Origin of the sequence: Cohnella silvisoli (assembly GCF_021190915.1) — a bacterium.
GTDB classification, from domain to species: Bacteria; Bacillota; Bacilli; order Paenibacillales; family Paenibacillaceae; genus Cohnella; species Cohnella silvisoli.
On record NZ_JAIOAP010000012.1, the window covers coordinates 86,787 to 105,353 of the forward strand.

The following is an 18,567-nucleotide window of genomic DNA, read 5'->3' on the forward strand; positions in this document are numbered from 1 at the left end:
ACCCATGCACCGCTTGTGTCCGGAATACCACTCGCCTTTGTGTTGGAAAACATACGGGGACTGCACAAACTCACCGCAATAGTCACACGTGTTTGTCCACACAATTCCCGTAGTCAAGCAGCGTTCACCTCCGTTTCCTTTCCGAAAGTGAACGCATCGCGCGCGCACCATATTCCATAACTGTCCGAAGCAGATTTGGCAATAGAGTACGGAGTCTTCAGGCGACCTACGTGATTCACTTCTACAACGTAATATTCGCGATCCTCCGATAAGTAATGGCTGTGTCCGATATTCGTCGCGCTCGCGTCAATGATACGAACGGCATCGCCTACGCGTGGTTCACGTCTAATCAACGGAGCGTCTTCGCGGCTATCGTCGATCACGAATCCGCTAAATATTCCGCTATTGACATATGAGACGCAGAGTTTATCGCTATCCGGTACACGTGATTTAACGACTGTGAATGATCCGCCTCCCGTACTTTTCACGATATCCCCGACGCGCGCTTCCGTAGGTTGCGGAGCCTTCCCGTAAATGTCCGGCACTTCCAATCCGAGCGCACGGCGGAGCGCGATCGCCTTTCCGACGTGAACGTTAAAGCAATCGTCCGGTGCGCATTTCGCGAATCCGCGCGCGTATATTTCACCGCCACATTGCGGGAGGAAATGGATCAACGCAACAACGGTACGTTTCTCGCGATTAACGATGAACTCAACGCGCTGCATCGAACTCCAGTCGGTACGCACGCCGTCAACTTTCGGCCAAAAATGCGGATGCTTTCCGTAAACGTCACGATGGGTACGCGCCAACTCCGCCACGTCCGCCTTCGCACGCTCAACGATTTGGTCACGTGTCAACGCGGCCGGCTTATCGACCGCATCGTTAACCGGTGAAATCGTACGTTTCAACTCCGTGACCTCGCGTTCCAGCTTACGTATGTCCGCCGACACGCCCTCCTCGATGAGTACGATGTCCTCACGGGCAACACGTAATTGTAGCGTTAACTTTGCGACGGCGTCCGTGAGGCCGGCGACTTGTTTCGCAAGGTCGAGCGTAGGCTGTACGAGAGGCGCTGTAGCTTCGACCGGTTCGAGGACGGTGTACTCCGACTCGCTAAGTGAAGCGAATCCGACCGCGTTTTTGGATGGAATACGCGCATAACCAGAAACTCCCGTTTCCATTACGGTCGCCACATCGCCGTTTTTATACTCGTACTTATAGACGTGATTTTCCGCACCCCAACCGACGATCCTAACGCGCTCGCCCATTCGCGCCTTCCGCTTAACCTCACGATACTCCCGTAAAACGCCGCCGATCGATTCGTCCGATAGAACCGTGATATTTTCGTTCATAGGCGCAACCTCCTCCGTTACGAGAACAACGTATTCATTGTGGTTAATGTAGCTGAGCGCGGCCGGGTCCTCGCAATACGGCTCAACGTAAACGCCGCTGTCTCCGGATAATCCACTTACGACCATCTCCGCGCCATTCGCGTAATCACCGAACGTTACGTCCGCGTTAACGATTCTAATGCGTTCTCCCACGTTTGCTTTACGTTTAACTTCCGTCACTTTACTCATACCGTCATCTCCTCCGTTATTAATTCGCGAATAATGCGTCAACTTGCGCGATGAGAGCGGTGCGAGCTTCGGCGGGCGATAACTTCGTAGCGGATGGAACCCACGCCCAACATTCGTATGAACCGACTCTTCGCGCTCTATACGGCAGTCCGTCGGTGTGTACCGTATCAAGCTCGTCAATAACTACGATATCACCAACGGAAATTTCGTCATCATCCGGATTTGCTTCGATTACACGCGCATAGTCGCCGACCTTTAACGTTGTTTCCTCCGCCAATTTCGCCTCGAGCTCCGCGAGTTCAGCGCGTTTAGCTTCGATAAGCTGCGCTGTCGATAACGTAACGACTTCGCGGCGGAATACGGTAAAATCAAGGTCTACGTTCATATGATCGCCGTCTTCGTCCACAACTTGGATATCTCCGGATCTGTCTACAACGATGTAGAACGAACCTTTCGGAAGAAAATCGTAACCACTAACGTCATGCCGTACGATATCACCGACGGCTGCGTCATCTTCCGTAACTACGTAGCGCCCGCCTTCGTACTCGATTACGTCAATCCCTACCGTTTTCACTTCGTTTAATTGCGCCATTTTAGCGCCTCCTCATCGTTTCTAGTTTATCTACGAGCCAGTCGCAGATTTTCCGTAAACTTAACGACTCCGCGAATGCATCGAAAGTGATTCGGACGTGCTTATATAACTCCTCGCTAGCTTCATGAAAACTCACGCCGCGTCAACTTCCGTAAATGTCACAGCCGGAACCGGAATGACGAAGCCGCTCGCAACGCGGTCACCTTTACGGACGAGATACGAACCGACTTCGTATTCTAAGCCGATGTCCCACGTTTCCACTCCGCCGTCGAGCGTAATTAACTCGCGTCCATATTCCGCTTCTTCCGGTACGTCTACATGTTCGAATATCAGCGCGGCTTCCTCGCTGTTATCCGGGCCAATCACGCAAATTCCGTTAGCCTGACGTAATGGCGTAATGAACGCGAGGTCGGGGCGCGCTGTGACGATCATTACGTGGCCGGGCGGAATTTCGAACGTGAGGCCGAGCGGAATCTTTGCGACTAAACCCGGTGCGATGACGCCACTCTCCGCCGCGTACAAATCGAACGTTGCCGAGCCGGTTGGGAGCGTGGCGTCCGGCCGAAGCCGTTGAATATTAATGTTCAAACCGCGACCACCTCCTCCGAATTAATTACGCCGAATTGCGCTGTCTCGATCTTCGCATCGACCCACGAGGGATAGCCGTATTTTCCGTAGTCTACGAGAACTTGCGCCTCCTTAACAGCACGTTCGCGAGTCTTATACGTTCGAATTGCGTTGTTTTTTCGATACGGATAACCGTCGATAAGGATTACGTAATTGTCATTATTCAACTTTCGTCCTCCTCTCCGTTTTGTTCCTACGTGTTAATCGTAAGATCATCACCGTCTCGCACAGAAACACGTGAATTTATTTGAGCGAGGATTCCCGCACGCCATTCGTAAAGACGCGCAAGCCTCTCGTCAGCCAACCGTATTGCGTAATCCAAGTCCGCTAACTCAGCACGTGCAATAGCGAGTAGCTTTCGGCCAAGTTCGTCGTTTTCGCCAGTCACGCATCTATCAACTCCTCACGGATTAAATACGCCAGTACGACGGCACACGCGTCCGAGTCATCGTAACCGGCTGCCCAATTGTAATCGTCGCCCAAACGTAGGATTCGGCGGACAGCCTCCGCAACTTGCGGCTTCTCGGCGCGCCCATTTCCGGTGACGAGCTTCTTAACTGACGTTGGAGCCAGCGCCGGCTTGACGTCTTCTACTCGGTAGCCGTACGTATGAAGGGCGCGGTCTGCAGCCGCCCATGCGCTAAATATCGTTTGTGTTGCGCGCTTGTTCTTGCCGGACGTGAAATCCTCACGTAGAACGAGATTAAACGGGCGGTGCATGTAGATGAATTGCGCTATGAACGATTCGACGGTCAGAGAGCGGACGGCATCGTTATCAACTATCGATGTACCGACCGAAGAAGCGGCGACGAGGAACGGTTGCCTGTTCCGAACCTCAATCGCGGCGACTCCGGGGCTCAACGATAAATCGAGTCCAAGAAACCGAGTAATTTCCGGCTTAATTTTGGGAGCCAGGAAGCGCCACCTCCTCAGATATCTTGCGGAATGTATATACGGTGTTTTCCGTCTCAACTACGAGGCGGTCCCCCAACCACCAATCGAGGGAATAGGTATCCGCGTCAGTCACAACTGTCGTTCTTAACGTTGATCCGGGCTCATCTACGTAATCCGCTATAAGACGGTGACCGACCTCGGCACGTAGGATATTAACGCGATGGTTCTTACGCCGGGCCTCGCGTTCATGTGCTTCGCCCGTCTTCCGGTCGCGTATCGACTCAATTACGTAAAGTCCGGTCATGCAGCCGCCTCCAATCGCGATACTTCCCGTAATTCCGTAATTTTAGCGAGCGTGTTTGCGTATTGTTGCCGCTTGAATTCCGGCATTTGAGACGCGATTACCGCCGCCACCTCTCGTTGAATTCGCGCATATTCTTCGTCGGAAAGTCCGACCGCACATGCGCCCTTGAAATTGTTGAAATTCCACTTATCGATATCGAGCGCCGGCGGTTCATTCCGTTCGACCGCGCCAAGCACGTCCGCAAAGTAGTCGAGAACGCCCGCACGCATCTCGTCGGTGACTTCGATGCCGAACGCCTTGATATCCGGATTCTTTACGTAATCTTCCGGCGTCATATCCCACGCCTTTTTCGACGCATTGACGTAGAGGATAACGTAGTAGTCGATCGGCGCGGCTTCGCTACCGTACATTAACGAATAGCAGACGCATTGTTTAACGTGATCTTCCTTCGGACCGTTACGCGTTGAATATTCGGACGTCTGCGCCGACGTCGTTTGCTTCGATTTAACTTCGAGGCCGACGCGTAACACTTCGCCGTCTTCCGTCGCGTACAGCATGATGCCGTCGCACGTACCGAATAGCGCAAACTTACGTCCTTTATGCGTTATGATTGCGTTACGCTTAGCGAAGTCTTCGAGCATCGGTTCTCCGCGTTCATTCCGGTCAAAGCGGAAACGTGGCGGGGCTCCGGTCGCCTTCGCGTAATGCTTCTCCGCAAATAATAGATCCCGCTGGATAACGTCCCCAATCGCAGTACCCACGGCGCGCCAGCGTCCTTGATGCGGAGGCGAGTCCGTTTTATCCTTCGGCGACTTCCGGAGTTTCTCGTAAAGTTCACGCGGACAACTATTCGCCGACGACGGGGAAAAATACGGAATATCGCGCGGCGGCCATACTTTACGCGCCTTATCCACGATGATATCCGCGTACCATCGGTGAATCTGCGCGTCGAGCTCATCGTCGTATACTTCGGGCGATCCGTACCATGCGTCGAGTTGTGCGGTGAAATCTACGGCAATTTGTTCAGCGAGCGAACGTTGAACCTCCGCGCCTACTTTCGTGAAAATACCGATATTAGACCGCCTCCCATTCCTCAACCGTAATCGTCCGCGTGATTTTCACTACCTCGTCAATATCCGCGTCTCCGTAATCATCGTAATTCCAGTCGGAGAAATACGAACCGGAACGCGTAATATAGCCGCGATAATGGCGCTCGCCGTCCGTAAAAACAACATCAAGCGATTGGTACTTTTCGCCAGCGCCGTCCCATCCGCCTTCCTCCGTCACTGTGTACGTTACGCCGTTAACCTCGAGCTCTTCTTCGCGCCACAATGCGATAAGTTGCTTATTCGAAATTTTTACGCCCATACTTCGTCAACTCCTCGTTAATTAATCGTTCGATAACCGCACCGGGAACACGCCCGTAATCGCGTTGATACGTTAGGCTGAACGCGAAGGCGTCCGGAGTGCTGCCGCGTTCGGCACAGTCCTCGACGTAGCAGCCGATACTCGTACGTAAGCTTTCCGTAATTTCCGTATCGACGCTCGATTCGTACATACATTGCCAACACGCGTGATCCCCCGACCTCGTCCGCCAGTGTGCGATTATATGCGCCGCAATTCATACACGTATACGATGCGGATTCACGTTCCATTACGCAGCACCTCCATATTTGTTCGCGTACTCCGGTAGCGGTCGTCCGGCTTCGAAGTCCCACTCCTCCGCAGAATATTCGCACATCCAACGCGTTTCGATCGTCGTATCGCAGGCTAACGGACACGCGAACGTTACGGTGTTCGTCATGATATCGTCGTACAACGTAACGGCTTCCGGAGTGAGTTCCGTAACAGGAACCGCGTGCTTTTGCTCATCATGTAGCGTTAACGGAAATTCCCACCCGCGACCGATCGTACATTCGTAGTAGCTCCGTATCATGCATAGTTGGAGTACGTTGGCGCCCGATCCTTGGACTTCGTGATTAAATGCTGACCGTTCGTCGCGTCCGGTTAGGCGGATGAGTTGCCAGAATTCCGTGCGTTCCTCATAACGCAGCCTATTCGATTTCTTCGCGAGATCCGGATCACTCTTGTCAACGATGCCGGCGCGCTTCATCAGGACGCAGAGCTTCCGCCAATTCTCCCGATATTCCGGAAATCTGCGCTTTTGGTGCCACAGTGTCGCAGTCCATCCGTATTTACGGAGGTGTTCGAATGACGCGTTGACCATCGTCGTAAATCCCGGAAGAATCTCGTCAAACTTCGCATACGCCCGCTTAGCTGACGCCTCTTGTACGCCCCGCTTAACCGCCGTCTTAACGAATTGATCCTGCGCCTGACCGTAGCCTTTCGCGAGAAACATGTCCTTCGTAAGCCCGCGATATTTAACCGTAGTCAAGCCGTCCTTATACGCCTTCTCCGTACAGAGCGCCTTGTCTACGTCGAACAGAGTTGACGCAAACTCTACATACGGGTCTAGTCCCATTCGGTACATATCCGCGAAGATTTCATCGCCGAACTCCGTAGCCATTTTATGCGCCTGAATGCGCGGCTCAATTGACGATAAATCGCTGCCGAGGAAAACGTGCTCGGACGGAGGAACAAACTTCATCCGTACTCGCGTTCCCTCTTTCGTACGAGATGGTATATTCTGGATGTTGGTTCCCTTGGCTACGGATTTCTCCGGACAATCAACGAGCTGCCGCATCGTATCGAGGAAATCATCGTCAGTTACCGGGCCTTCACGTAGATTGTTCGGCTTACCGGAATACCCCTTCGATGAGTAGCGCCCCGTACTAACCGTATCTAGCTGCGTGTGAAGCCGTCCGGTTACGTCGAGCGCCTCCGGTATTTTCTCGATATACGTGCCGAGCAACTTCTCGAGCATCGACACTTCCGCTAATGGCGCGAGCGCTTCCTCGTCTTCGAAATAGCGTTCGAGTACGTCCTTCGATACGGCGCGCTCCTTTTTCTTGTCCTTGACGATCTCCTTCGTACGGTCGCGTATTCCGAGGTGATCGTAGATGAGATAGCGCAAATGGTTATCGTTAGTAAATACAAACGCCTCAACGGTAATCGGTGCGTTATCCTCGATCGGCGCCGGCACTTCTGCGAGCTCCACCTCGTACCTCAATAACGCGGATGATTCGGCTTCATACGATTTGAGATGCGTTTTACCGGCCGCCACCATTTCCGCAAGCTTAGCGCGTTTCTTTTCAATAGAATCGCGTAGACGCTCCGCCTTCCTCTTCGTTTTATCGACCCACTCCGCAATACTCCGAGCGTTGACTACGCGATCCATCTTACGTAAGAACTCCGGTTCGCTTACACCATACGCCTCGACCACGTTCTTCTGCGCAATCTCTAGGCGACCGCGGAATTCTACGCTTAGATCGCGGAGGCCGTCGATATCAATAACGAAACCAGTCCGCTCGATATTTACATTGACTTCCGTTAGGTACTGGCGAATCTCGAAGAATGGGACGTACAAATTATTGATGGCGATCATATTGTCGATCTGCCAACGAGTTAACGCCCATCCTTTAAGAACGTCCTTTATCGCGTAGATGCCGACAACTTCGATCGCATGTAGCATCGGGGACTCTTTCGCGAAAAGGTCTTCGAAGGTAAAATCGTCGATATCTATACCAATCGCGGCCTTATACTTCGCAATGAGCGGCTTAAGTCCGAAAGACTCTTCATGCTCGTTAAGGATGCGCTGCCCATACACGGAATCGTAGCGAACGCCCCGCGGCTTCAGGCCGTCGTTGAGTAATATCGCTAAGTCGTACTCCGCGTTATGGAACGATTTGATATGCTCTGGTAGCGACATGAACCGCTCAATCGCGCCCAACGCTTTCGAACGGGTACATTGCGTCTCTCCAGTTAGATGACCGTACGCAACGTAATAACCTTCGTTAAGTAACGGAAGCCAGAACGAATATCCCCCGCTTAAGTCGAGCATCTTGTCGAGGCCGCTTGTCTCCGTATCCCAAACGGTTAGTGACATCGCGGCGGGAATATCGATCCCACTTTCCGCTAACTTACGTCGGATTAACGTGTTATCGAAAAGTCCGAACACTTTACGGAACCACGGATCGAATTGTTGTAAGCGGACTTCCTCCCGCAGACGCGCCACCATCCGCGGAAGATCGTTATTGTCCGTTATTACGTGGAAGTTCTCGGGTTTAGTCCGTAAGGTTTCGGCGGCTCGGAGTTGTCGCTCCGCTACCGCCTGTTCCCGTAAGATTGCCGCGCCCGCCGCTAATACGTCGCCCTTCGTCCACTTAGCGTTAGCCGCGCCGTCGGACCGGGGTTTGCCTGTTGCCCCGGTCTTAAACGCGTGCTTGAACGCTTCGAACTGCGCTCGCTCCTTATCCGTAAGTGACATCGCGCCGATCCGTGTTAGCGCTTCGTCCGCCGTTTCCGGTTGAGCCGCGCCTTTACGCTTGGCCGCCGCTTTGACTGCCTCACGTGCAACTTCGCGAGTAGCCTCGTCATCGTTCGTCGGCGTACGTATGTTTAGCGTTAATTTAACGTCGATAAGGCGCCGCCTCCTTACGCTGCCGAACGGTCGAAACGTTGCTCAACGGGAGTTACGAGTTTAATTGCGTCAAACGAGGCCACGTAAGAGCCGCTAGACCGAATTGCTTTTAGATATACCCCGCCTTCGTCGCGAAGTCTCGATACTTCCGTAATCGTACCGACTTTATCTCCGTATTGATCTTGCGTAATTTCAACTACATCGCCCGATTTATACTCGTTAACCTTCCGTCCGATCGCGGCCCACTTCGCGGTTTCTCTCGCTTCCTCCTCCGTAACAAGCTCAAGCTCTGACTGACGGTAATAACTGTAGTCACTTCCATCAAGCTTCTCGCCACGGAAAGGTCGGCTATCGTAATCATCATGGGTAATCTTTACGATTGTCCCAAGCGGTATTCCACTATATTCTTTCAGTGTACGAGCGTATTCGCCAACTTTGAATCGTGCGGGCTTCGTTTCTTCCGCTGATTGGCGTCTAAGGTGCGCAGCATCCGCGTATCCGATGACGCGGCCGTTTGTGATTGTTAGCGCACTCTTACCGCTACACTCACGTCCTTTGACGGTCACCGTTTCGCCCATGATAAATCCGGACACGGAGCCGGACATATCCGTAAGAATCGCGGTATCACCTACGTTGAAATCTCCGCTCCTAACTTTGCGGTCAAGCACCGCCTTGGCCTCCGCCACTTCCCCGTCGGTTGCGCGAACTAAATCACGATCGTATATCCATCCGGAAGATTTTCCGTCAACTACTCGAGATGCTCGATACGGAATGCCGCTCGAATCATCCGTCTGAATCTCGATAATGTCTTCGACTGCCAGCGAATGGGCCGAAGCGTTACTTACGACCTTCGCATATTCTCCGACCACCAAACGTTTAGGCTGCGGAGGTTCCGTAATCACAACGTCCAACTCCGATATGACTCCGCTCCATCTGTCACCGAACGAAGGCCACCTAACCGTAACGGAATTTCCGTTGACTTTCGTTACAATTCCGATTTCACTATTCGTAACGCCGGCGCGTCCGTACGTCGTATTTTTATCTTCCGGTACGTTGATCCGAACGGAGTCGCCTACGGAAATGATCGGTTTTGGCTGCGTAGGTGCGGTACCTCCTTCGAGAACTACGTATTCGCGATGACAAATATATGCATCTCCGCTTTTTGTTTCGACGTGAACTCCGTAGTCTTCAGTCACGGTAACCACGTGAATATCACCTTTCACGTACTTACCGGCTGCCAGTTCCGGCGCTACGATCATAATGCGCTCGCCTACGTTAGCTTTACGTTTGACCTCCGTATAAGCTGGCGTTATCGGCGTCGCTTCTTCCGCTTGCTTCGGCGTGAGGACGACGTAATTCTTACATGTAATGGCGTTCGCAACCCCGTTATTCCACGTAACGTCTGTAGTAGAACAACCGTCCGTAGCTTTACCGATATCACCCGCTGAGTACCAACCTTTTACGTTAGACGTTACTACGCATAACAACGTATCGCCTTCGTTAGCTCTGCGAGATTCCACCGTATATTCCACGCCGTTTATAGTTACGGCAGCAGCCGGGACGAGCACGCGGTAATTCGACGCGTTAACCATCTGCGTACAAACACTGGAACGCTTATCCGAAAACTGCTCCGGGCGACCTTCGATAACGCGAGCGCTTTTCGCGGTTACCACTTCGCCGAGTTTAATAAAATGCCAAGACGTGTCGACGACGATAACCAACTCGCCCGCATTCGCCTCGCGCGCCGTCTTCCGGTAGACTTTACCGTCGTGAATGACGTAGGAATCGGGCAGTTTATCCGCAAGCGGGTTCGGTAAGCTCGGCGCGGTGATGACCGGTTCGAGTACGGCATATTCACGTTCGTACAACCATCCGCAGACCCCATCGTTTGCTCGGCGGGTTTGGTTCCAGTTCTTCTCGTTTACTTCCGTGATGCTAACGATTTCCCCAACGTTAAAAACGTGTGTTCCACGCGCGGTTATAATAACGGTATCGCCAACGTTAGCCTTACGCGCCATTTTCCGGTATTGCTTACCGTCGTGGACGATGATATCGGAAGCTTCTGGGGTTACTGCCGGCTCCCGCTGCGCTAGGAATTCCGCTTCGGTTGCTGGCTTAACGTCCATTTTCGTGAGCCATCCGCCGCAAGTACCGTCCGCTCTTTCGCCTCTATACGGTAAGGAGGACTCGTCGTCTACAGCTATCTTAATTATGGAGCCGTTTACGTAATCGCGCGCGCCTTCCCTCCGAGCACCGTTACCCACCACTTTCGCGAAATCCCCTACGGTAAGGCGCGCCGGCTTCGTTTCGGTACGTTTGAATACTGTAGGTTTCTCGTCTAAGTGGGACGCGTCATAATCGTCCTCGTCGTTATCGTAAAAATGCGGATCGCCCGCGCCATCGACGCGAATGACTTCGTAATATCCTCCGTCTGTTATCCACGAGTCACCTTCGCTACCAAGCCGTAAAACGTCGCCAACTACCGCAGCATCGTCGCTCTGTACGAAAAGCTCACCGTTATACTCAATACGCGCCTCTACTACTTTAACGTTATCTAATTTCGCCAATTCACGTCATCTCCTCGTTTATATTACGTCTCCGTTTTCGTCTATAATTCCGGATCGGTCGTATACTCGTTCCGCCGCGTACTTCTCCGCACAATCCTCGCGAAATCCCGCGTGAACAAACTCCGCGCTATCATCTATACGTTTGACCTCACTGCCCGCGTAGATTTCGCGGTGACACCACGCGCACGTCGAAACGGCGCGGGCATCCTGCGCGTCACTATGCGGCAACATCGGCGGGCTCCGATTGTATTGCGTATACCGACCGGTCTAGCGCGATTGACAATTCGACCCACCGTTCGGCAGCGCGTGCCTCGGATGCCCAATACTCGCCGAGCAAACGGTTCTCAAGCATGAATACGCGCGGGCTCTCCCCGTCGTCCGCCCATACACCAACGATATAGTCAGCGTCGGATCGGTCGTATATGGTTCCGTTGTTTTTCTTCGCGTAGATAACGAGGTCACCGCCGCGGTCGGAGCGCTTCCGAATCGTCTTAACCTGTACCTTAACGTGGGCGCCGCTCAGCGGGTCCGTCGCGAGGATATCGTAAGCCTCGTCCGTTGCCGCCGTATGAACCGTCCATCCCGACGCGATTAAGGCTGCCTTCGCGATAAGCTCCGCGTACTTGCCGACTATTTCCGTAATATGTGCCGTCTGAATCGCTCCCTTCCGTTGTCTCCGCTTGGTGCGGCGACTTTTACGGTGAAAGGCGGTTTTTGGCCGCCCCCACCCGCTGATACTTGCGGCTTCTCTAACGTTGCGCAGCTCATCCGCGAATGACCCGACCGATACGCCCGATGATGCCGACGTTCTCGTCCTTACGGAAGGCTGCGGCAATCTTGAGCTCGTTCAACTCCGCAATTTTTACGTCGATGGCGGAGAGCGCTCCGTCGAGTTGAGCGTTCTGCTTCTCGAGCGTGTTCGCGGTTTTCATGAACTTGCCGATTGAACGTTCAGAAGCGCGATTAATGCGTTTAATCTTCGTCAATATTCTGAGCAAATTAACGCCTCCTTTTATGGATTACTTCCGGAAAAACGAACCGACATTAGAAATTCACCGGAGGCGCAGCGGAATCCGGCGGAATCGGTACGGAGTCATCCGGTACTTGAACCACGCTCGCGCCGATCGATAAGCCGAGTCGTCCGATATCGAAACCGGCGATAACGAGGTTCTTCGTTTGCTCGGCGTCATCCGCTACGTACAAGCACGTTTCGAACGATTCCAGATCGAACGGTACCGCGCCAAGCTTCGCGAAATTAGCACGTTCAGCGTCCGTTAGATCCTCTGCCATATCGATGATAGGACTTAGCGCGACGGCGGCGTTCGTGGACGTACCCGTTTTACCGAGCTCGAACGCAATCGTACCGAGCTTCTTCGCGTATTTCTCGATGACCGCTTTAATCTGCGTCTCCTGCTTCGGACTCAAGTCGACGACGATGTCTTTACCGGTCGCTAAGTCGTAGAAAGCGCGGAGATAGCGTTTCTTGCCGCGGTACAGGTACGCTTCGTCTTTGATCGGCTTAACGTCCGCTTCGCTTGCGCCCGCCTCTTCCGCAGCTTTGGCGTCGGCATAAAGTACGTCTGCAGCGCGGTCCCATACGGACGGATTCGATTCGATATAACCGCGGGAATTACGTACGGCCGCGTTTTGAGGTACGAAAGTATTAACGCGTTTATAAATTCCGTACCCGTAATATTCCGCGACATCGTTAACGGATTTGACGCCGACTTTAAGCGATGTACCGGACTTAAACGATACGATCGGACTTTCCGCGCCACCTCCGTTATCCGCGCTTGCTTGCGCTGCCGCTTCACCCTTCTTCGTGAACAATGACAATCCGCAACACTCCTCGTTTTATATTGATTGGGCGGTCGATCTTACGCTACTTCACGGCCACGTTAACGTCCTCCCGGGAAGGAATCCGCTGACCGCCCGAAGCGAACCGTAATGGCGCGGCGATAGCACTCCGCAATCATTACGCTAGATTTTTCGGAAGGATTGCGCTCGGGAACGTGTCGACTCCGTTCCTTTGCGACTTACTCTTCGGCATAGCACATACGGGGCGCGTTAACGGCGCATTACGTTCGAACGACGTATCGTACGAATCCAACCGTAAGCATGACGCTACTTTACGCGTTGACGGCTCCATGTCCGCCATTGGTTCGCGGCTCCCTCCGTTTTTACGACAGGCGTTACGCGGCCCCGGCAACTTCACAGCAACCGGCGTACTCTCCTTCGCGGCTATTCCGTACCTGTCCGGGTTTTTACGCCCGCTAGACGGTAATAACGATTGACGCGTCCGCCACCTTCAGCCGGTCGGATCATTCCGTCCCGCCTACTTCGTTAATACCGCCTAGCCGACGCGGGAATCGTTGGACTCCCGTACGTCCGTGCCTCAAATATAAGCGCACAATCCTTTCGCCAACGTCGTCTTTTCGCGCTTCGCCTCGTAGATCAGTGTATCAATCTCCGCGATTTCTTCGTTAATCTCCGTTAACCTTTCGTCCATTTGCGCCACGACCCTAACGCTAGTTGTTTTAATACGCCTCAACTCGCATTCAGCGCGTTCGACCGCTAATTCCGCTTTCCTCACGTTTAATCGTTTGATTTCCCGTGCTTCCTTACGCTGCGCCGTCCGCAGAGCCGCATGGAGTACGCGTTGAACTCCGTCAATGACCGCAGCCGCCGCCGTCTGTTGCGGGTACAGTGTGATAACCGTATCCTCGTTCGGAGCTACAATGAACGCGGTACGCTTATATACGAACAGCCGTCCGCGATTACCGTCTTCCGCGATAACATCCGGATCGAGTAGCGCGGATTTACGCAGCAGATCCATTACGTGCATTGGCGCTTGAGCACGGTCGACGCCGAAATACTCGACGGCGCGATCTAATGCGTGAGGGACAACGAAGATTTTACCGGTGAAATGCGTGCCGGCCCGGGGATCTAGAATCATGCGATACGCACCGCCTTCACCGAAATGGCCGCGCTGTAATCCGCTTCATCATCGTTGCTGTCCGCGGCGCCTTCGTACTGCGTGTAATTTTCGTTAATTTCCGTGAAATTCCGTTTGATAAACGAAACTGCTTCGGTAGTAGAACGTATATAAGTTCGTGAATACATCGTTAGACCTCCGTTAGATATCAGTTATTGACAACCGGATTCGATCGCGTTATAATTGCTTACGTAAGAAGCCCGTATAAAAACGAGTTAATCGGTTATACTGGTTAGTGCGGGTTCCGACGTCGTGCCTGACCGCCGGAACAACGTTTCAACTACGGTCAGCGTGGTTAAACTACATATGTTATAATTAAAGTGTCCGGGTTATGCCAATTGCCCGCGACATGTGGTTCTGAAACGTGTGATAAACTTACGGTGTGATTCTGCATTTCCTCCGTGTCTTTCCGCCAAGATTGACGCGGTATGCGAATCGTTATAATCACCGTTCGACCATGCGCTTAGAACCGCCAATTTCCGAGAATCGTCCTCCGCCAAGAGGGCGATTTTTTCATTCGTTATCAATCCGTCATCGACAAGCGCCAACTCATCTCGGAATTGATATTGTTTCTTACCGTCCGCATTTCCGCCCGTCAAGGCTTCCATCGACGTTAGTTTATCGCGTTGAATTGATCGTCGTTTGATGTGCGTGCTCCGTATTCCCTTAAGTTTATGTATCGCATAGTTGCGGAACGTTCGCCCACCTTCCGGATCAAACCTTGCGGCCACATTCGGCAGTTTTCGGTAACACTCGTTAGAGAACGAGCTTTCATCGCGTAGGAGATACCATACCGCTTGTCCCATTCGTTCTACGATCGGGATAAAGTACCGGAGGAGATCGTTCATTGATTCCTCACACCCTGCGCCGGCCTTTACAGCTAAGCTATTTAGTTGGTTATCGTTCATTTACTGCCTCCTCTTTGCTTCCACTCTGTATACCCGCTGACTATTCACAGATTGGGACATTGTGGTAAGATTAATTTATTAATTTCATAACGGAGGCGCACCGATGGGAAAGCGGTCGGCCGCTGCCTTATTCCGGATTTGCTCAAGACTCGCGGATGGAGTCAACGTGACCTCGCTATACTTGCTGATATCGATGAGGGTACGTTATCGTCATACACTACGGGACGTACCGCCAATATGCCGTTAGCTGTTGCGGTTGCTGTTGCGGACGCTCTCGGCGTACATCCCCGCGAACTATACGAGTGGAAGCCGTAGTAAGAGCACGGCCTGCCGCGAGTTCTACGATCGTGGAATTTACCGATATTTACATAATATCCCTCGCACCCGTTAACATCTACGTAATTAACTGGAAATTCGCCAATTTCCGTACAGCCCTCGCGCGTTCGCACGACCTCCGGATCGGCTCCTCATCCACCGCGCAAGCCCCGCAATTCACGGCGCAAGCCCACTCGTTAACGTCCTTATACGGCCTCGCCACGTTAGCCACTCGCAAGTCTATCGCGCCCTTTAACTCCGCTACGATTCGGTTACGCCACGCGCGGCCGGCGGCATCTCTGTCCCGAAACAACATTAACTCTTCGATAGGTGACCGCAGAATTAACTCCGCCTTCTCCCGGTTAAGCGCTGTGCCGCCCGTTGCGATTGCGAAGATTCCCGCGCTCATAAGAGTCAGCGCATCAACTTCGGCCTCAACAATAGCTGCCCGCTTAAGTTTTCGTTCATACGTGATGTTAATTCCGTAAACCATTTCGCGAATTGGGCGGCCTCCTCGTTCGTACCAAAACGTCTTGCTATCGGTTCGGCGGTACTTAACGTTACCGAGCGATCCGTCCGCATTGAACCACGGAATTGTAACCGCCCGACGCTGCCGGTCGTATCCGATCGACATCAATCGTTGGACTTCCTCCGATATACCGCGCGATCCCAGGTATGGTGACCGAAACCGGTACGCGTCGAGAATTGCGCTATCTATCCGGGTAACTCGCGGCTTGTCTGGCACATACAGTTTCGGAAGATTCAACGCGAGCTCGTCCGATTTTTCTTCGCCGTGGCCGCCGTACTTATCGCGGAGATACTCGAGCGTTTCACCAATCGTCTCATCACGTAGGAAGGCGAGAAGCCGAACGATGCCGCCACGTTGGAACTCCGGATCATCAGCGCCACTATCGCCCCACGAACCGTAGGCCGGATCATCTTCGTCGAGGATGACGTAGAACGAAGGCTGACGGTCATAGCGCCACGGACTAGCCGCGATTAAACGTGTGTCCGACCAAGTTGCGCGGATCCACGGGAAGTCGGCGAGTTCGGCGCGTACATCAATCTTCATGATTACGCCTCGCTTTAGTCCTAGACAAAGCCTTCCGACGAACTTTGTAGAAATCGGTTATTTCATCGGCAAGTAGTTCAATCTCTTCCCCATTAAATAAATCACCTTCCATTTTTTCTAAAAAACCTAATACTGTTTCCTTAAATAGTCTTGAACCAATACTACCTTTGAGTAAAAAATCTCTTAGCCTGTTGGTGTAGTAATCGCCTTGGTCTTCGCGGACTTCGTCTTTATTTAATCGGGATAATCTCGAAGTGAATTGTATATACGTTTTAGTTTCAGGCTCAGATGTTGGGACTGCTGACACAATAGAGTCCAGAACACTGTCATAATTGGAGGATATTAAATATGATTTTATCGATTCTTCGGTTCCTATTCCCGCTAATAATCGTAAGGTATGTTTGTCATCGTCAAGTGCAACCGAAATTTTATCAAGGGTTTCTGTAGTAGGGTGGCTTTCTCCACGCTCAATTTTACTCAGTTGTGAGACACTAACGTCCGTTGCCTCCGCGAACTCCTTTAATCCCGGATATTTTAGCTTTCTTTTTTGGCGAATGTAATCGCCAACTTTACTGCTCATTACAATCTCCTCCAAGGAAAAATATTATCTAACTGTGATAATGTAAATTATATCCTTTGTTTTTTCCTTTGTAAATAATAATTATCCTCTCGCGATAATTAATTACTTAAATCGTAGCGTATGTTCTACACATCAGAAGTTTCCAACGAATTGCGCCGCCGCTTCTGTACCCGTCGGTAGCTCGCGTAAAACTCCGTAATCCATTAACGCTACGAGTTCGACCGTGAATCCTTCGCCACCATTCCGCCCTTTATCCACGCCGAGCCTTCCGTTACCGTTAACGGCATCAAACGTAAATAGATTCGTTGTAATCTCGAGTAGCGCCTTCGTAGTTTTCATCTGATCGCGTTGCGGTAACTTGAGCGTTCGGTGCTCGCCCTCCTCCGTTTCCTGACGCTCAGTATGGGCTTGAACCGTATAGATTCCGACAACATCGTGCTCGCCGATAATCCGTTCGAGTTTACGTGCTGCTTGTTCGGCCGCGCCCCCTGCCGTCTTATTCGCGTTTCTACCGTAGCAATCATCGAGATTATAAAATGCATCGATAATAACTGCGTCGAGCTCCGTCATGTGTAACTCGCGGTCCAAGTCAGCAAGTGTTCGCGTTAAGCCGGCGTCCGACTTCGCCTGCAGATAGAGAGTTCCCGGATAGTATTCGTTCAGCGCGGCCAATACGTCGAAGAAATACGTTTCGATGTCGCCTTCCAAATTGCCGGATAATATCGCCTTGTTCGGTAAGCCGACTTTTTGCGCTATGTCAGCGTGTGAGACAGCGCCTTCTCGCGCCGTGATTATCGATATCAAACGCGATACCCACGGATATGATTTCACCTCGTACGATTTAACGAGAACGCGCGCCCCCTGCCGCAATAGCTCGTCCGTGATAACCTCGGATAAATACGTTTTGCCGCGCCCCGACTCCGCCATGATTCCGTAAATATCTCCGGAGTACAAACCGCCAATAGATTCGTTGAGCGATGCGAACGGTGTGCGCCATAGTTTGAACGACTTGCCCGCCTTACGTTTCTCGTATTCAGCACGGAATTCTTGGCTGATTTCAAGCAACGATTTACCCGGCGAAACAGGAACGTTTGTTCCTATTGTAATCTCTGAAAACTTCCCCGTCAAAAGCGAAATAAACTCGTCTAGCGTAGCGGTTTTCCCGATTTCTGCATATTTACGGGCGATCTCTCCGCTCCCGTCGTTAAGAAACTCGCCGATGCTCCGTTTACCGTAGGATTCCTTAATTTGACGCGATAAATATTCGTATGAATCGGTCACATTCGGTATATAAACGAAGTCTGGCACGTTTTGAATGAGAACAGCGTAACTTGGCGCGTTACCTTGATTCTCCGCAGAATACTTGCGTAAGAAATCGTATGACTTGCGTTCGGTTTCCGTTAAAAGATGCTCGCGTTGGATGCCGAATCGATCTAACGCGGGGATATCGTTCGCGTCGACGATTTTACTTATTAACGTTTCAGTTACGGACAATTCGTGATCACCTCCGTAGTATAGTTGCGATGGATAATTCCGGTAAAGGCGCAAATTCCGTCAAAATCGCTGTAAGATATTTTCGTCTAGGTATGTGAC

General features: G+C 52.1%; 23 protein-coding genes. 2 read left to right on the forward strand and 21 right to left on the reverse strand.

Annotated elements, in window-relative coordinates; genetic code table 11:
• Positions 1-113 precede the first annotated feature (113 nt).
• The 15 genes from K7P76_RS21305 to K7P76_RS21375 form a co-directional block, all read right to left on the reverse strand.
• Complete coding sequence (locus K7P76_RS21305) at positions 114-1,580, reverse strand: hypothetical protein (protein WP_232187334.1); 1,467 nt, start codon at positions 1,578-1,580, stop codon at positions 114-116.
• Between the two features lie 19 nt (positions 1,581-1,599).
• The gene (locus K7P76_RS21310; RefSeq protein WP_232187335.1) at positions 1,600-2,172 is read right to left on the reverse strand and encodes a hypothetical protein; all 573 of its coding nucleotides are present in this window, start codon (positions 2,170-2,172) and stop codon (positions 1,600-1,602) included.
• A gap of 132 nt (positions 2,173-2,304) precedes the next feature.
• Entirely contained in the window at positions 2,305-2,760 is a 456-nt protein-coding gene (locus K7P76_RS21315) for a dCTP deaminase/dUTPase family protein (protein WP_232187336.1), read from the reverse strand.
• Positions 2,757-2,966 (reverse strand): hypothetical protein, encoded by a 210-nt coding sequence (locus K7P76_RS21320; protein ID WP_232187337.1) that lies wholly within the window; start codon positions 2,964-2,966, stop codon positions 2,757-2,759. Before K7P76_RS21320 ends, K7P76_RS21315 begins: the two co-directional genes overlap by 4 nt.
• Positions 2,967-3,183: 217 nt before the next feature.
• Positions 3,184-3,660 (reverse strand): crossover junction endodeoxyribonuclease RuvC, encoded by a 477-nt coding sequence (locus K7P76_RS21325; protein ID WP_232187338.1) that lies wholly within the window; start codon positions 3,658-3,660, stop codon positions 3,184-3,186.
• Between the two features lie 37 nt (positions 3,661-3,697).
• Complete coding sequence (locus K7P76_RS21330) at positions 3,698-3,997, reverse strand: hypothetical protein (protein ID WP_232187339.1); 300 nt, start codon at positions 3,995-3,997, stop codon at positions 3,698-3,700.
• Entirely contained in the window at positions 3,994-5,094 is a 1,101-nt protein-coding gene (locus K7P76_RS21335; RefSeq protein ID WP_232187340.1) for a hypothetical protein, read from the reverse strand. Before K7P76_RS21335 ends, K7P76_RS21330 begins: the two co-directional genes overlap by 4 nt.
• The gene (locus tag K7P76_RS21340) at positions 5,072-5,365 is read right to left on the reverse strand and encodes a hypothetical protein (RefSeq protein WP_232187341.1); all 294 of its coding nucleotides are present in this window, start codon (positions 5,363-5,365) and stop codon (positions 5,072-5,074) included. The genes K7P76_RS21335 and K7P76_RS21340 overlap by 23 nt, the downstream gene beginning before the upstream one ends.
• Positions 5,343-5,555: a hypothetical protein gene (locus K7P76_RS21345; RefSeq protein WP_232187342.1), complete on the reverse strand. Its 213-nt coding sequence runs from the start codon at positions 5,553-5,555 to the stop codon at positions 5,343-5,345. The genes K7P76_RS21340 and K7P76_RS21345 overlap by 23 nt, the downstream gene beginning before the upstream one ends.
• 96 nt (positions 5,556-5,651) lie before the next feature.
• Positions 5,652-8,384, reverse strand: coding sequence for a DNA polymerase (locus K7P76_RS21350; protein ID WP_232187343.1), 2,733 nt, complete (start codon positions 8,382-8,384; stop codon positions 5,652-5,654).
• Between the two features lie 167 nt (positions 8,385-8,551).
• On the reverse strand, positions 8,552-11,104 hold the full coding sequence (locus K7P76_RS21355) for a hypothetical protein (RefSeq protein WP_232187344.1): 2,553 nt from the start codon (positions 11,102-11,104) through the stop codon (positions 8,552-8,554).
• 18 nt (positions 11,105-11,122) lie between these two features.
• Positions 11,123-11,335 (reverse strand): hypothetical protein, encoded by a 213-nt coding sequence (locus K7P76_RS21360; RefSeq protein WP_232187345.1) that lies wholly within the window; start codon positions 11,333-11,335, stop codon positions 11,123-11,125.
• A complete protein-coding gene (locus K7P76_RS21365; RefSeq protein ID WP_232187346.1) occupies positions 11,322-11,939 on the reverse strand; it encodes a PDDEXK-like family protein in 618 nt (205 codons plus the stop codon). Before K7P76_RS21365 ends, K7P76_RS21360 begins: the two co-directional genes overlap by 14 nt.
• Positions 11,869-12,102: a hypothetical protein gene (locus K7P76_RS21370; protein WP_232187347.1), complete on the reverse strand. Its 234-nt coding sequence runs from the start codon at positions 12,100-12,102 to the stop codon at positions 11,869-11,871. The genes K7P76_RS21365 and K7P76_RS21370 overlap by 71 nt, the downstream gene beginning before the upstream one ends.
• A 46-nt stretch (positions 12,103-12,148) precedes the next feature.
• A complete protein-coding gene (locus K7P76_RS21375) occupies positions 12,149-12,940 on the reverse strand; it encodes a hypothetical protein (RefSeq protein ID WP_232187348.1) in 792 nt (263 codons plus the stop codon).
• A 176-nt stretch (positions 12,941-13,116) separates the two neighbouring features.
• Between K7P76_RS21375 and K7P76_RS21380 the strand changes: the two genes are divergently transcribed.
• Positions 13,117-13,398 (forward strand): hypothetical protein, encoded by a 282-nt coding sequence (locus K7P76_RS21380; protein WP_232187349.1) that lies wholly within the window; start codon positions 13,117-13,119, stop codon positions 13,396-13,398.
• A 101-nt stretch (positions 13,399-13,499) separates the two neighbouring features.
• On the opposite strand, the gene K7P76_RS21385 is transcribed toward K7P76_RS21380, so the two are convergent.
• From K7P76_RS21385 to K7P76_RS21395, 3 genes are all read right to left on the reverse strand, one after another.
• Positions 13,500-14,060 (reverse strand): hypothetical protein, encoded by a 561-nt coding sequence (locus tag K7P76_RS21385; protein WP_232187350.1) that lies wholly within the window; start codon positions 14,058-14,060, stop codon positions 13,500-13,502.
• Positions 14,057-14,227 (reverse strand): hypothetical protein, encoded by a 171-nt coding sequence (locus K7P76_RS21390; protein WP_232187351.1) that lies wholly within the window; start codon positions 14,225-14,227, stop codon positions 14,057-14,059. The genes K7P76_RS21385 and K7P76_RS21390 overlap by 4 nt, the downstream gene beginning before the upstream one ends.
• A gap of 201 nt (positions 14,228-14,428) precedes the next feature.
• Positions 14,429-15,007 (reverse strand): hypothetical protein, encoded by a 579-nt coding sequence (locus K7P76_RS21395; RefSeq protein WP_232187352.1) that lies wholly within the window; start codon positions 15,005-15,007, stop codon positions 14,429-14,431.
• Between the two features lie 138 nt (positions 15,008-15,145).
• On the opposite strand from K7P76_RS21395, the gene K7P76_RS33700 reads away from it, so the two are divergent.
• Entirely contained in the window at positions 15,146-15,322 is a 177-nt protein-coding gene (locus K7P76_RS33700) for a helix-turn-helix domain-containing protein (RefSeq protein ID WP_373692448.1), read from the forward strand.
• A gap of 79 nt (positions 15,323-15,401) precedes the next feature.
• Here the strand turns inward: K7P76_RS33700 and K7P76_RS21400 are convergent, their stop codons facing one another.
• The 3 genes from K7P76_RS21400 to K7P76_RS21410 form a co-directional block, all read right to left on the reverse strand.
• Positions 15,402-16,394, reverse strand: a complete 993-nt coding sequence (locus K7P76_RS21400) for a toprim domain-containing protein (RefSeq protein WP_232187353.1) — start codon at positions 16,392-16,394, stop codon at positions 15,402-15,404.
• Entirely contained in the window at positions 16,384-16,974 is a 591-nt protein-coding gene (locus tag K7P76_RS21405; RefSeq protein ID WP_232187354.1) for a helix-turn-helix domain-containing protein, read from the reverse strand. The genes K7P76_RS21400 and K7P76_RS21405 overlap by 11 nt, the downstream gene beginning before the upstream one ends.
• Before the next feature lie 132 nt (positions 16,975-17,106).
• Positions 17,107-18,468, reverse strand: coding sequence for a DnaB-like helicase C-terminal domain-containing protein (locus K7P76_RS21410; protein ID WP_232187355.1), 1,362 nt, complete (start codon positions 18,466-18,468; stop codon positions 17,107-17,109).
• Positions 18,469-18,567: the final 99 nt, after the last annotated feature.